This window comes from Pseudomonas syringae pv. cilantro, from assembly GCF_001293775.1.
GTDB classification, from domain to species: domain Bacteria; phylum Pseudomonadota; class Gammaproteobacteria; order Pseudomonadales; family Pseudomonadaceae; genus Aquipseudomonas; species Aquipseudomonas syringae_P.
The window spans coordinates 108,085-121,275 of the sequence record NZ_LGLN01000074.1 but is presented as its reverse complement, the minus strand read 5'-3'; the positions used below and the strand labels follow the sequence as shown (position 1 = coordinate 121,275).

The 13,191-nt window shown below is 60.0% G+C and carries 13 protein-coding genes; 1 reads left to right on the top strand and 12 read right to left on the bottom strand.

Annotated elements, in window-relative coordinates:
- Nucleotides 1-28 precede the first annotated feature (28 nt).
- Genes surE through ABJ99_RS20270 form a run of 5 tightly spaced genes read right to left on the bottom strand, consistent with a single transcriptional unit; the run spans nucleotide 29 to nucleotide 4,327 of the window.
- Entirely contained in the window at nucleotides 29-778 is a 750-nt protein-coding gene (surE, locus tag ABJ99_RS20290; RefSeq protein ID WP_054087336.1) for a 5'/3'-nucleotidase SurE, read from the bottom strand.
- Nucleotides 766-1,824, bottom strand: a complete 1,059-nt coding sequence (gene truD, locus ABJ99_RS20285; protein ID WP_054087335.1) for a tRNA pseudouridine(13) synthase TruD — start codon at nucleotides 1,822-1,824, stop codon at nucleotides 766-768. Before truD ends, surE begins: the two co-directional genes overlap by 13 nt.
- Nucleotides 1,821-2,294, bottom strand: coding sequence for a 2-C-methyl-D-erythritol 2,4-cyclodiphosphate synthase (ispF, locus tag ABJ99_RS20280; protein WP_054087334.1), 474 nt, complete (start codon nucleotides 2,292-2,294; stop codon nucleotides 1,821-1,823). The genes truD and ispF overlap by 4 nt, the downstream gene beginning before the upstream one ends.
- 53 nt (nucleotides 2,295-2,347) lie before the next feature.
- The gene (fghA, locus tag ABJ99_RS20275) at nucleotides 2,348-3,193 is read right to left on the bottom strand and encodes an S-formylglutathione hydrolase (RefSeq protein ID WP_054087333.1); all 846 of its coding nucleotides are present in this window, start codon (nucleotides 3,191-3,193) and stop codon (nucleotides 2,348-2,350) included.
- Nucleotides 3,194-3,214: 21 nt separating this feature from the next.
- Nucleotides 3,215-4,327 carry an S-(hydroxymethyl)glutathione dehydrogenase/class III alcohol dehydrogenase gene (locus ABJ99_RS20270; protein WP_054087332.1) on the bottom strand — a complete coding sequence of 371 codons (1,113 nt, stop codon included), beginning with the start codon at nucleotides 4,325-4,327 and terminating at the stop codon, nucleotides 3,215-3,217.
- Between the two features lie 104 nt (nucleotides 4,328-4,431).
- Here ABJ99_RS20270 and ABJ99_RS20265 point away from each other — a divergent pair, with 104 nt between their 5' ends.
- Nucleotides 4,432-5,328: a LysR substrate-binding domain-containing protein gene (locus ABJ99_RS20265; protein WP_054087331.1), complete on the top strand. Its 897-nt coding sequence runs from the start codon at nucleotides 4,432-4,434 to the stop codon at nucleotides 5,326-5,328.
- A gap of 7 nt (nucleotides 5,329-5,335) precedes the next feature.
- Here ABJ99_RS20265 and ispD read toward each other — a convergent pair whose 3' ends face one another.
- From ispD to accA, 7 genes are all read right to left on the bottom strand, one after another.
- Complete coding sequence (gene ispD / locus ABJ99_RS20260) at nucleotides 5,336-6,046, bottom strand: 2-C-methyl-D-erythritol 4-phosphate cytidylyltransferase (protein ID WP_054087330.1); 711 nt, start codon at nucleotides 6,044-6,046, stop codon at nucleotides 5,336-5,338.
- 44 nt (nucleotides 6,047-6,090) lie between these two features.
- Nucleotides 6,091-6,369, bottom strand: a complete 279-nt coding sequence (ftsB, locus tag ABJ99_RS20255) for a cell division protein FtsB (RefSeq protein ID WP_007250165.1) — start codon at nucleotides 6,367-6,369, stop codon at nucleotides 6,091-6,093.
- Nucleotides 6,370-6,558: 189 nt separating this feature from the next.
- The gene (eno, locus tag ABJ99_RS20250; RefSeq protein ID WP_054087329.1) at nucleotides 6,559-7,845 is read right to left on the bottom strand and encodes a phosphopyruvate hydratase; all 1,287 of its coding nucleotides are present in this window, start codon (nucleotides 7,843-7,845) and stop codon (nucleotides 6,559-6,561) included.
- 138 nt (nucleotides 7,846-7,983) lie between these two features.
- On the bottom strand, nucleotides 7,984-8,829 hold the full coding sequence (gene kdsA / locus ABJ99_RS20245) for a 3-deoxy-8-phosphooctulonate synthase (protein ID WP_054087328.1): 846 nt from the start codon (nucleotides 8,827-8,829) through the stop codon (nucleotides 7,984-7,986).
- 14 nt (nucleotides 8,830-8,843) lie between these two features.
- On the bottom strand, nucleotides 8,844-10,475 hold the full coding sequence (locus ABJ99_RS20240; RefSeq protein WP_054087327.1) for a CTP synthase: 1,632 nt from the start codon (nucleotides 10,473-10,475) through the stop codon (nucleotides 8,844-8,846).
- 263 nt (nucleotides 10,476-10,738) lie between these two features.
- Nucleotides 10,739-12,076, bottom strand: coding sequence for a tRNA lysidine(34) synthetase TilS (gene tilS, locus ABJ99_RS20235; RefSeq protein WP_054087326.1), 1,338 nt, complete (start codon nucleotides 12,074-12,076; stop codon nucleotides 10,739-10,741).
- 151 nt (nucleotides 12,077-12,227) lie between these two features.
- A complete protein-coding gene (gene accA, locus ABJ99_RS20230) occupies nucleotides 12,228-13,175 on the bottom strand; it encodes an acetyl-CoA carboxylase carboxyl transferase subunit alpha (RefSeq protein WP_054087325.1) in 948 nt (315 codons plus the stop codon).
- Nucleotides 13,176-13,191: the final 16 nt, after the last annotated feature.

Genomic DNA, 13,191 nt, shown 5'->3' with positions numbered 1-13,191 from the left:
CGCAATAGATCATCCTGCTCACGCGACATCAGCGCAGGTCCTCCAGCCAGTTGTTCAGGCTGCTGAAACCATCCTGAAAGGTTCGGTCCAGTTGCAGCGGCGTAATCGATACGTAGCCCTGCATGACGGCATGAAAATCGGTTCCGGCACCGCCATCCTCGGCATCACCGGCAGCAGCGATCCAGTAACCGGGCCGGCCACGCGGATCAACCACTCTGACCGGGGCGGCAGCGCGGGCACGGTGGCCCAGACGGGTCAGTTGAATGCCCCGAATATGTTCAAGCGGCAAATTCGGAATGTTCACGTTCAGTACCGTGCGCGGTGGCAGATCGAGTTGCTCGTGGGCCTCTACCAGCAAACGCGCATAATGGGCCGCCGTCGCCAGATTATCCGGCTGACGTGACAGAAACGAAAAGGCAAATGAGGGACGCTGCAGGAAGCGGCCTTCGAGCGCGGCGGCAACGGTGCCGGAATACAGCACGTCATCGCCCAGGTTGGCGCCAAGGTTGATCCCCGACACCACCATGTCCGGCTCACGCTCCAGAAGCCCGTGCAGGCCCAGATGCACGCAATCGGTCGGCGTACCGTTGACGCTGATGAAACCGTTATCGAGGGTATGCGGGTGCAGGGGCCGGTCGAGTGTCAGCGAACTGCTGGCACCACTTTTGTCCTGGTCAGGGGCGATCACCACGCACTCGGCATAGTCCGCCAGCGCCGCATGCAGCGCCGCAAGACCGGGTGCAGTGACCCCGTCGTCATTTGATATCAGAATACGCATGAGCTGTCCGTCTGCCCAACCGGCGCCAGATCAACGAGTTCGCGCACTAACACAGTGGCGAAGCATCCGGGCGGAAGGACGAATTCCAGTTGCAGAATGTCAGGCTCGGGATAATGCCACGTCAGCCGCCCAATGGGCAGCCGCAGGATGCGCCGTTCGTGCTCCATGCCCGCTTTGACCAGCCAGTCACGCAGTGAGGACTCAGCAGCGGTGATCGCATTTTCAAGCGCTGCGGTCGCGCCGGTCGCTGGCGAAGGACCTTCCCCCCATTGCGGGCCGGTGGGATGAAGATCGAGAATCGCCAAGCGAGGATCGCTACACTCGGCGATACCAGCCGGGAAAAAACTGCGGCTGTCGGTGAATGCCAGCAGATCACCTACTTGGGCCTGCTGCCAACTGCCGTCGGCAACACGCGCCGCCAGCACTCGATTGAACAGATAACTGCGCGCCGTGGATAACAGCCGCGAACGCACCGCTCGCTGTTCCGGCAGCGCCTGACGGGCTGCGTATTCGCGAGCTTCACCCAGGTTGCCGCCCTGATAACCGAAACGCTGAGCGCCAAAGTAGTTGGGAATGCCCTGCCGGGCAATTATTTCAAGGCGTTGGTTCAAGGCTTCCTTGTCGGCGTCCAGTTGCGTCAGCCTGAGCGTGAAACCGTTGGCCGCATGAGCACCGCGCTGCAATTTGCGCTTGTGGCGGCCGCTGTCGAGAATCTGCAGCGTTTCGTCCTGGGCCGCCGAAAGATCAGGATCGGCCTTGCCTGGCAACTGAAGGCTGAACCATTGGCGGGTCAGCGCCTGGCGGTCTTTCAATCCTGCATAACTGACGGTACGCAACGGAACACCCGCGGCACGTGCCAACCGGCGGGCCGCTTCCTCGGTGTTCAGGCCGCGTTTTTCGACCCACAGCCACAGGTGCTCGCCATCACCGGACAGCGGGATATCCAGCACTTCATCAACCTGAAAGTCTTCGGCGACAGCCTTGAGCACAGCACGACCCAACGCATCGCCCCAGGCCCTCGGGCCCAGCAGTTCGAGTTCGGTCATGCGCGCAGCAACAACGCGACGGCGTGCACCGCGATGCCTTCTTCACGGCCGGTAAAACCGAGCTTTTCCGTGGTGGTGGCTTTCACGTTCACCTGATCCAGCTCTACGTTCAGGTCCTCGGCGATCAACGCACGCATGGCGTCGATGTGCGGAGCCATCTTCGGCGCCTGGGCGACGATCGTGGCGTCGACATTACCGACCTTCCAGCCCTTGTCGTGGACCTGTTTGAGCACATGGCGCAGTAGCACACGGCTGTCAGCGCCCTTGAATTGCGGATCGGTGTCGGGAAAATGCTTGCCGATGTCGCCCAGTGCAGCGGCGCCCAGCAGCGCATCACTGAGGGCGTGCAGCAGGACATCGCCATCGGAGTGGGCCAGCAGGCCGAAACCGTGTGCAATCCGCACCCCGCCCAAGGTTATGAAATCGCCTTCAGCGAAACGGTGCACATCGTAGCCATGGCCAATACGCATAGAAAAACGCCCTGAAAAAAGACAGGGCGTGATTCTACCTGCTTTGGCGCCGGTTAGCTGTTCAAGGCTTCGGCGTGATGCCGTAAATGGTCTTCTATGAAACTGGCAATGAAGAAGTAGCTGTGGTCATAGCCTGGCTGCATCCGCAGGGTCAGCGGATAGTCGGCGGCTTTGGCGGCCTGAAGCAAAGCCTCGGGCTTGAGCTGATTGACCAGGAAATCATCCCGATCGCCTTGATCGACCAGGGTCGGCAGCTTCTCTGCAGCGTCGGACATCAGCACGCTGGCATCCCACTCACGCCACCGCGAACGGTCTTCGCCCAAGTAGCGAGAAAAGGCTTTCTGCCCCCACGGGCAATCAATCGGGTTGCTGATTGGCGAAAACGCCGACACCGACTTGTAACGGCCGGGATTGCGTAACGCACACACCAGCGCGCCGTGGCCACCCATCGAGTGGCCACTGATGCTGCGGGCCTGTGACGCCGGGAAATGCCCTTCGATCAGCGCAGGCAGCTCTTTGACCACATAATCGTGCATCTGATAATGCCGGGCATACGGCGCTTCGGTGGCATTCAGATAAAAACCCGCGCCTTGACCGAAATCCCAGGCACCGTCCGGGTCATCGGCGACATCGGCACCGCGCGGGCTGGTGTCGGGCGCCACGATAATGATGCCCAACTCGGCCGCGAGCCGATGCGCCGCCGCTTTCTGCATGAAGTTTTCATCCGTGCAGGTCAGCCCGGACAACCAGTACAGCACTGGCAATTTGCCGCCCTGCTCAGCCTGCGGCGGCAAATACACCGCAAACACCATGTCGCAGCCCAGCACTTGCGAGTGGTGCCTGTAACGCTTATGCCAGCCACCAAAGCTTTTCTGACAGGAAATATTTTCCAAAGGCATGTCGTTTACTCCAGCTGCTCCTCAAAAATGAATGACGGTGCGAATGCTTTTGCCTTCGTGCATCAGGTCGAACGCCTTGTTGATGTCTTCCAGGCCCATGGTGTGGGTGATGAAAGTATCCAGCGGGATTTCGCCGGTCTGCGCCATGTCGACATAGCTTGGCAGCTCGGTACGTCCACGCACGCCGCCAAACGCCGAACCACGCCAGACGCGCCCGGTTACCAGCTGGAAAGGACGGGTGGCAATTTCCTGGCCTGCACCGGCCACGCCGATGATCACCGACTCGCCCCAGCCTTTGTGGCAGGACTCCAGCGCCGAGCGCATCAATTGCACGTTACCGATGCATTCGAACGAGAAGTCAACGCCGCCATCTGTCATGTCGACGATGACTTCCTGAATCGGACGATCGAAATCCTTCGGGTTGACGCAATCGGTGGCACCTAGCTGCTTGGCGATCTCGAACTTGGCCGGATTGATGTCGATAGCGATGATTCGCGCAGCCTTGGCCTTTACAGCGCCAATTACCGCCGACAGGCCGATACCGCCCAGACCGAAAATGGCCACGGTGTCGCCTGGCTTGACCTTGGCCGTATTGAGCACGGCACCGATACCGGTGGTGACGCCACAGCCGAGCAGGCAGACCTTTTCCAGCGGCGCTTTCTTGTCGATTTTGGCGACGGAAATCTCAGGCAATACGGTGTATTCAGAGAAGGTCGAGGTGCCCATGTAATGAAAGATCGGCTCGCCCTTGTAGGAAAAGCGTGTAGTGCCATCCGGCATCAGGCCCTTGCCCTGAGTAGACCGAATCGCCTGACACAGGTTGGTCTTGCCCGAGCGGCAGAATTTGCACTGGCGGCATTCCGGGGTGTACAGCGGAATCACGTGATCGCCGACCGCCACCGAGGTAACGCCCTCACCAACCGCTTCGACGATCGCACCGCCTTCGTGGCCGAGAATCGACGGGAAAATGCCTTCAGGGTCAGCGCCGGACAGCGTGTAAGCGTCGGTATGGCAGACACCGGATGCCACCACCTTGAGCAGCACTTCGCCAGCCTTGGGCATGGCGACGTCGACTTCGACGATTTCCAATGGCTTTTTGGCTTCAAAGGCCACTGCAGCGCGTGACTTGATCATCAATCTTCTCCGGCGAGTAAAAACAAGGTTTGCAGTGTAGTACAGTGCGAATTGGCGAGTAATACAGCCAAAAGCAAAACATTAATGCTGTGCAGGGATAATCGATGTACACCAATCGCTGGGAAGGTCTGGATGAGTTCGTCGCCGTTGCCGAGTGCGGCCAGTTCACAGCCGCCGCGCAACGCCTGGGCGTGTCGTCTTCGCACGTCAGCCGCCAGATCGCACGCCTTGAAGAACGCCTGCAAACCCGCCTCCTCTACCGCAGCACGCGCAAGGTCGCGCTGACCGAAGCCGGCCAGACCTTTCTGCATCACTGCCAGCGCCTGCAGGATGGGCGCGAAGAAGCGCTGCGTGCGGTGGGGGATCTGGCCAGTGAGCCGAAAGGCTTGTTGCGCATGACCTGCGCGGTGGCCTACGGCGAGCGCTTCATCACGCCGCTGGTCACGCGATTCATGGGCCTGTATCCGCACCTGCGCGTGGACATCGAGCTGAGCAACGACACGCTTGATCTGGTGCACGAAGGCATGGATCTGGCGATTCGGCTGGGACGGCTACAAGACTCTCGACTGGTCGCGACGCGCCTTGCACCGCGCCAGATGTACCTGTGCGCATCGCCCTCCTACATTCAGCGTTATGGCCGGCCGCACAGCCTCTCGGAACTGAGTCGGCACAACTGCCTGATCGGCGGAAGTGATACCTGGCTCTTGCAGCAGAACGGTCGCGAGTTTTCGCAGCGGGTGCAAGGCAACTGGCGTTGCAACAGCGGGCAAGCGGTGCTGGACGCCGCGTTGCAAGGCATAGGCCTGTGTCAGTTACCGGATTATTACGTGCAGAAACATCTCAAGGACGGCACGCTGGTGTCCCTGCTGGAGGCGCATCAGCCGCCCAACACCGCCGTCTGGGCGCTGTACCCGCAACAAAGGCACCTGTCGCCCAAAGTGCGCAAGCTGGTGGATTACCTGAAAGAAGCGCTGGCGATGCGCGATGAGTATCGCCAGTAACAGACGTTTAGCGGCCGAACTCGCTACGGCGCTGACGCAGCCATTCCAGGTCTTCGGGACGCGTGACCTTGATGTTATCCGAGCGCCCTTCGATCAGCCGGGGCGACTGCCCTGCCCACTCGATGGCCGACGCCTCGTCGGTAATGCTCACATTCGAAACCAGACTGTCCGCGAGCGCGCGATGCAACGCGCCCAGACGAAACATCTGCGGCGTGAACGCTTGCCAGATCAGGCTCCGGTCCACGGTTTCCAGCACACGGCCGCTGCTGTCTGCGCGCTTGAGCGTATCGCGCGCCGGTACCGCCAGCAGGCCACCGACCGGATCGTCAGCCAGTTCGCCGAGCAGGTTGTCCAGATCGCTGCGCGCCAGGTTCGGACGCGCCGCATCATGCACCAGCACCCAATCGTTGTCGCTGGCCCCTTGCGCGTGCAGATGCAGCAGCGCGCTGAGCACCGACCCGGAACGTTCGCTACCGCCATCCACTCGCTGAATGCGTGAATCATGCGCACAAGGCAAATCCGCCCAGTACGGATCGTCCACCGCCAGGCTGATCACCAGCCCCTTGAGTCGGGGGTGATCGAGAAAGCAAAGCAGGCTGTGTTCGAGAATGGTCAGGCCGCCCAGTTGCAGATACTGCTTGGGACGGTCGGCTGCCATGCGAGCACCGATGCCCGCTGCAGGAATCACTGCCCAGAAGGCAGGAAGAAAGTCTTTCATCGCACCTGCTTGTTATTGGGCGAATTGTTTTATTGGACGAGTTGTTATTGCGCGAGCTGGTAGAGGGTTTCGCCGTCCTTGACCATGCCCAGCTCATGCCGGGCGCGCTCTTCAACGGTTTCCAGACCTTTTTTCAGTTCCAGAACCTCGGCATCCAGCACACGGTTACGCTCCAGCAATACCTCATTCTCAGCATGCTGGTCGGCGATCTGCTGAGTCAGGCTGGCCACTTGCGCGAGGCTGCCGTTACCGACCCACAGGCGGTATTGCAAGCCACCCAGCATCAGAAGCAGGATGAGGAATAACCAGTTAGGACTGCGCATTGAAATATCAGGTACCCAGTAAAAAGGACAGCAGAGCCAACCTAAAGCACACATCACTGAGGGCATTGAGCCTGACATAAGCCAGGCTCAATCACTCCAGACTAACGCGGAGCGTCAGCATTGACGTTGCGAAGACCGGCCGTGTGGCTCGACTCTGCGCAACGCTCTGCGTCTTTTACCATCTATGGCTCAGCCGCGAAACTCACCACGACCACGATACACAGCCTTGGCACCCAATTGCTCTTCGATACGCAGCAACTGGTTGTACTTGGATACGCGGTCGGAGCGGCACAGCGAACCGGTTTTGATCTGACCGGCAGCGGTTCCCACAGCGAGGTCGGCGATGGTCGAGTCTTCGGTTTCGCCGGAACGGTGAGAGATGATTGCCGTGTAACCCACGGCCTTGGCCATCTGAATGGCTTCCAGCGTTTCGGTCAGCGTACCGATCTGGTTGAACTTGATCAGGATCGAGTTGGCGATCTTCTTGTCGATGCCTTCTTTCAGGATCTTGGTGTTGGTCACGAACAGGTCGTCACCGACCAGTTGGACTTTCTCGCCGATCTTGTCGGTGAGGATTTTCCAGCCGTCCCAATCGGACTCGTCCAGACCGTCTTCGATGGAAATGATCGGGTGCTTGCGAGTCAACTCGGCAAGGTATTCGGCAAACTCGGCAGAGCTGTACTCGCCTTCTTCGCTCAGTTTGTACTTGCCGTTCTTGTAGAACTCGCTTGCCGCGCAATCCAGTGCCAGGGTCACGTCAGTGCCCAGAGTGTAGCCAGCGTTGGCAACGGCTTCGGCGATGGCGTCGAGTGCTTCTTTGTTGGACGCCAGGTTAGGCGCGAAACCACCTTCGTCACCCACCGCGGTGTTCAGGCCACGTGCCTTGAGCACAGCCTTGAGGTGATGAAAAATCTCGGTGCCCCAGCGCAGACCTTCAGCGAAGGTCTTGGCGCCGACAGGCTGAATCATGAATTCCTGGATGTCGATGTTGTTATCGGCGTGCTCGCCACCGTTGATGATGTTCATCATCGGCACCGGCATCGAGTAGACGCCCGGTGTGCCATTCAGGTTGGCGATGTGCGCGTACAGCGGCAGATCCTGGTCCTGGGCAGCAGCTTTGGCAGCGGCCAGAGACACGGCGAGAATGGCGTTTGCGCCAAGGCTTGCCTTGTTCTCGGTAGCATCCAGCGCGATCATCGCGTGATCCAGCGCCTTCTGATCGACCGGGTCCTTGCCCAGCAGCAGGTCACGAATCGGACCATTGATGTTGGCCACAGCCTTCAGAACGCCCTTGCCCATGTAACGGCTCTTGTCGCCATCACGCAGCTCCAGCGCTTCGCGCGAGCCGGTTGATGCACCGGACGGCGCGCAGGCGCTGCCGATGATGCCGTTATCGAGGAGCACATCGGCTTCAACGGTAGGATTGCCACGGGAGTCGAGAACCTCACGACCTTTGATGTCAACGATTTTTGCCATTGTTGTAAACACTCCAGGATTGACGAAAACGACGCAGCAGAAAAACGATCTTCGCAGTCAGGCACAAAAACCGGCAGCCCTGAATGCGACAACCCCGTCACGAATGACGGGGGATGGCACTTTACCGGAGAACCCTGCTCAAGCGGTCTCTACGATCGGAAAACTTTTGACAAGTTCATCCAGTGACTTGAGCTGGGCCAGGAACGGCTCCAGCTTGTCCAGGCGCAAGGCACACGGGCCATCGCACTTGGCGTTGTCAGGATCGGGGTGGGCTTCCAGAAACAGGCCCGCCAGATTCTGGCTGATACCGGCCTTGGCCAGATCCAGCACCTGGGCACGACGGCCACCGGCAGAATCCGCACGGCCGCCCGGCATCTGCAGGGCGTGAGTGACGTCGAACAATATCGGGTATTCGAACTGCTTCATGATGCCGAAGCCGAGCATGTCCACCACCAGGTTGTTGTAGCCGAAGCTCGAACCACGCTCACAGAGGATCAACTGATCGTTACCCGCCTCTTCACACTTGGTCAGGATGTGTTTCATTTCCTGCGGTGCGAGGAACTGGGCTTTCTTGATGTTGATGATTGCGCCGGTCTTGGCCATCGCCACCACCAGGTCCGTCTGACGCGACAGAAACGCCGGCAGCTGGATAATGTCGCACACTTCGGCCACTACCGCGGCCTGATGAGGCTCGTGCACGTCGGTGATCAGCGGCACATTGAAGGTACGCTTGATCTCTTCGAAAATGCGCATGCCCTCTTCAAGGCCCGGACCGCGGTAGGACGTTACCGAGGAGCGGTTGGCCTTGTCAAAGCTGGCCTTGAATACGTAAGGAATACCGAGCTTTTCGGTCACCCGCACGTACTCTTCACAGACCTGCATGGCCATGTCCCGGGATTCGAGCACGTTCATGCCGCCGAACAACACCATCGGCTTGTCGTTGGCGACCTCGATTGAACCTACACGAATGATTTTCTGAGCCATGTGTGAAGTCCCTGTCAGGAATTTTTCTGATGTTGAGCCAATGCCGCTTTGACAAAACCGCTGAACAGCGGATGGCCATCACGCGGCGTCGAGGTGAATTCCGGGTGGAACTGGCACGCCACGAACCATGGATGATCCGGCGCTTCGACCACTTCGACCAGCGCACCATCACCGGAGCGACCGGAAATCTTCAGGCCAGCCTCGATCAGTTGCGGCAGCAGGTTGTTGTTCACTTCATAGCGATGGCGATGACGCTCGACAATCACGTCCTTGGCGTAGCAGTCGTGGACCAGCGAACCCGCTTCAAGCTGGCATTCCTGCGCACCCAGACGCATGGTGCCGCCCAGATCGGAGCTTTCGGTACGGGTTTCGACTGCGCCAGTGGCGTCTTCCCACTCGGTAATCAGACCGACCACGGCATGCGCACTGGTGCGATCGAATTCAGTGGAGTTGGCGTCTTTCCAGCCCAGCACATTACGTGCGAACTCGATGACCGCCACCTGCATACCCAGGCAGATGCCCAGATACGGAACCTTGTTTTCACGAGCGAACTGCACCGCAGTGATCTTGCCTTCGACGCCACGCAGACCGAAGCCGCCTGGAACCAGAATCGCATCGACGCCCTCCAGCAGACCGGTGCCCTGATTTTCGATGTCTTCGGAATCGATGTAACGCAGGTTCACCTTGGTGCGATTGGTGATGCCGGCGTGGCTCATGGCTTCAATCAACGATTTGTAGGCGTCGAGCAGTTCCATGTACTTGCCGACCATCGCGATGGTGACTTCGTGTTCCGGGTTGAGCTTGGCGTCGACCACCTTGTCCCATTCGGACAGGTCGGCACCGCCACATTGCAGGCCGAAGCGCTCGACGACAAAATCGTCCAGGCCTTGCGAATGCAGAATGCCCGGGATCTTGTAGATGGTGTCCGCGTCTTCGAGGGCGATGACCGCACGCTCTTCGACGTTGGTGAACTGAGCGATCTTGCGACGCGACGAGATATCGATCGGATGATCGGAGCGGCAGACCAGAATGTCCGGCTGCAGGCCGATGGAGCGCAATTCTTTCACCGAATGCTGCGTCGGCTTGGTTTTGGTCTCGCCGGCGGTGGCGATGTACGGCACCAGCGTCAGGTGCATCAGCATCGCGCGGCGTGCGCCGACTTCGAAGCGCAACTGGCGGATGGCTTCGAGAAACGGTTGCGACTCGATGTCACCGACCGTGCCGCCGATTTCGACCAGTGCCACGTCGGCATCGCCTGCACCCTTGATGATGCGGCGCTTGATCTCGTCGGTAATGTGCGGAATGACCTGAATCGTCGCGCCCAGATAATCACCACGACGCTCTTTGCGCAGGACGTGTTCGTACACACGCCCGGTGGTGAAGTTATTGTTCTGGGTCATTGTGGTGCGGATGAACCGCTCGTAGTGACCAAGGTCAAGGTCGGTTTCAGCGCCGTCGTGGGTGACGAACACCTCACCGTGCTGGAACGGGCTCATGGTGCCTGGGTCCACGTTGATGTAGGGATCCAGTTTCAGCATGGTGACCTTGAGTCCCCGCGCCTCCAGGATGGCCGCCAGTGAAGCCGAGGCAATGCCTTTCCCCAATGAAGAAACAACACCGCCCGTGACGAAGATGTAGCGCGTCATGAAAAACCCTAGAAGTCTGCGTTAAAGCGGTCAGAGCCGCCGGGGAAAGCGAAGGATGGCCGAGGCCTCCGGTTACCGACAAAATTCACGGTGCACTCCCGAAACTGCTGCGTTGAAACCGACCGGCCGAAGCCAGTGTGGCGTGCGCTACATTTTAAGAATTACCCAGCAAACACTGGTTGGTAACCGGCAACTTGCGTTGTTTCAAAAGAACCAACAGAAGTTGTATCAAGAAGGGAGCGTAGTCTACCGGAAAGGCCCTTTCAGCTCAAACTTTGGTCGCTGACCGGCGCAATCCAGCGCAAACGCCAGCGTTCATTGGGCGAAGCGTCCAGTCCGGGCAGGTTGGCGACCGCCAGCAACTCGTCGTCGCGGTACAGCAGCGGCAATCTGCCGCGCAAAAACGCCGGCACCGCCTGCTCGTTGAGTAGCCGCTTGAGATCACGACGGCCACGCCCGGCGATGCGCATCACCTCCCCGCCCTTGCGATAGCGAACCTGCAACGGTCCGTCTGGCGCGCCGTCGTCCAGCGTCAGTTGACCGTTACCGGGAAGACTCAACGGTGCCTGGGGGTCGTGCCACAGCGTCGGCCCTGAACACGCCCGCTCCCAACCGGCGGGCAGCCACCAAAGGAGGCTCTGCGCGCGATACAGCGCACCTTCGGCAAGCCGCCACAGCGGCGACGCGTCGGGCGCTGCATCGCGCAGCGTTTCCCAGCCGGCCCAGTGATCGGTATCCGGCAGGCGGGTCAACGGCGTTAGCCAGAAACGCAAAGCATTGCGCTGCCGCGCGGCCGACAAGCCGGCAAGCGGTTCAAGACTCAGCACCGGCAAGCCGAGCCAGGCAAACGGCGTTGTGGCCTGGGCATCGGCGATGTCCTGCGCCGCAAGCTCGTCCAGCAACTGTTGCGCTTCGCCAAGATGAACCGCGGTGCGCGCCAGGCTGGCGGACGCCTGCGGCCATCTGGACGTGAGCAGTGGCAGCACCTGACCGCGCAGAAAGTTGCGCGAGAACTGCTGATCATCATTACTGGGATCCTCGACCCAGGCCAGACCCTGCTGATGCGCGTAGTCCTCCAGTTCGGTTCGCGACACCGCCAGCAGCGGCCTCACCAGATGCCCGCGCCCCAGAATACGCTGAACAGGCATGCCAGCCAGACCACGCACCCCCGTACCACGCAGCAGGCGGAATAACAGGGTCTCGGCCTGATCATCGCGATGCTGGCCGGTCAGCAGCACGTCGCCTTCACCCAGCCGCTCGGTAAACGCGGCATAGCGCGCCTGCCGGGCCGCCTGCTCGATGCTTGCGCCTGGTTCGACCTGCACGCGAACCCGCTCGAATGCCACGCCCAGTGCCTGACACACTTGCCGACAATGCTCCGGCCAGGCATCGGCAGCTGCCTGCAGGCCGTGATGAACATGAACAGCGTTGAGCGCAGGCAGCGTTTCGCGCCCGGAGAGGTCAGCCAGAAGATGTAGCAGCACGGTGGAATCAAGGCCGCCGGAAAAACCGATGTGCCAGGCTGGCGCAGCACGCCAGGGCGCCAAGGCTTGAAGAAGCCTGGCGGAAAGATCATGACCGTTGCGTGTGGAAGTGGTCACTGGTGTTTTTCACCGGCTTGGCTTATTCGCACCCTGACTGCTCAAGTGCTCGAACCAGCCCATTCGCGAACAAGCGAAGCATCTCGCGGTACGCTCCCACGCCCTTCGGGCAGAAGCCCGCAAGGCGTGGAAACAATCGGAGCGACGCAGCTTACAGACCGTAGCTCATCAGTCGGTCGTAACGGCGAGCCAGCAGCGCGTCGTTGTCCAGTTCCTTGAGCATGGCCAGTTGGCTGCTCAACGATTCACGGATCAGACCGGCTGCCGCCACCGGATCACGATGCGCGCCACCCAATGGCTCGGCGATAACCTTGTCGACGATGCCCAGACCCTTGAGGCGATCCGCAGTGATGCCCATGGCTTCGGCAGCATCCGGCGCCTTCTCGGCGGTCTTCCACAGAATCGAAGCGCAGCCTTCCGGCGAGATGACCGCGTAGGTCGAATATTGCAGCATGTTCAACTGGTCGCAGACGCCAATGGCCAGCGCACCACCGGAACCACCCTCACCGATGACGGTAGCGATGATCGGGGTTTTCAGGCGGGCCATGACGCGCAGGTTCCAGGCAATCGCTTCGCTCTGGTTGCGCTCTTCAGCGTCGATACCCGGATAGGCACCCGGCGTGTCGATGAAGGTCAGGATCGGCATTTTGAAACGCTCGGCCATCTCCATCAGACGGCAGGCCTTGCGGTAGCCTTCCGGACGCGGCATGCCGAAGTTGCGGCGAACCTTCTCGCGAACCTCACGGCCTTTCTGATGACCGATCACCATGACCGGCTGGCTGTCCAGACGCGCAATGCCGCCGACGATCGCTGCGTCATCGGAGAAGTGTCTATCGCCATGCAGTTCGTCGAACTCGGTAAAGATGTTTTCGATGTAATCGAGCGTGTACGGACGACGCGGGTGACGCGCCATGCGCGCGATCTGCCAGCTGGTCAGGTTGCCGAAGATGCTTTCGGTAAGCGTCCTGCTCTTGTCCTGCAACCGGGAGATTTCGTCGCCGATGTTCAGCGAGTTGTCGTTACCCACCAGGCGCAGCTCTTCGATTTTGGCCTGCAAGTCAGCGATAGGCTGTTCGAAATCAAGAAAATTCGGGTTCATAGGCATCCGTCTTGGG

What these genes read in the sequence shown, in the direction of transcription:
- surE (WP_054087336.1), bottom strand. Translation starts at nt 778, where the DNA reads ATGCGTATTCTGATATCAAATGACGACGGGGTCACTGCACCCGGTCTT.
- truD (WP_054087335.1), bottom strand. Translation starts at nt 1,824, where the DNA reads ATGACCGAACTCGAACTGCTGGGCCCGAGGGCCTGGGGCGATGCGTTG.
- ispF (WP_054087334.1), bottom strand. Translation starts at nt 2,294, where the DNA reads ATGCGTATTGGCCATGGCTACGATGTGCACCGTTTCGCTGAAGGCGAT.
- fghA (WP_054087333.1), bottom strand. Translation starts at nt 3,193, where the DNA reads ATGCCTTTGGAAAATATTTCCTGTCAGAAAAGCTTTGGTGGCTGGCAT.
- ABJ99_RS20270 (WP_054087332.1), bottom strand. Translation starts at nt 4,327, where the DNA reads ATGATCAAGTCACGCGCTGCAGTGGCCTTTGAAGCCAAAAAGCCATTG.
- ABJ99_RS20265 (WP_054087331.1), top strand. Translation starts at nt 4,432, where the DNA reads ATGTACACCAATCGCTGGGAAGGTCTGGATGAGTTCGTCGCCGTTGCC.
- ispD (WP_054087330.1), bottom strand. Translation starts at nt 6,046, where the DNA reads ATGAAAGACTTTCTTCCTGCCTTCTGGGCAGTGATTCCTGCAGCGGGC.
- ftsB (WP_007250165.1), bottom strand. Translation starts at nt 6,369, where the DNA reads ATGCGCAGTCCTAACTGGTTATTCCTCATCCTGCTTCTGATGCTGGGT.
- eno (WP_054087329.1), bottom strand. Translation starts at nt 7,845, where the DNA reads ATGGCAAAAATCGTTGACATCAAAGGTCGTGAGGTTCTCGACTCCCGT.
- kdsA (WP_054087328.1), bottom strand. Translation starts at nt 8,829, where the DNA reads ATGGCTCAGAAAATCATTCGTGTAGGTTCAATCGAGGTCGCCAACGAC.
- ABJ99_RS20240 (WP_054087327.1), bottom strand. Translation starts at nt 10,475, where the DNA reads ATGACGCGCTACATCTTCGTCACGGGCGGTGTTGTTTCTTCATTGGGG.
- accA (WP_054087325.1), bottom strand. Translation starts at nt 13,175, where the DNA reads ATGAACCCGAATTTTCTTGATTTCGAACAGCCTATCGCTGACTTGCAG.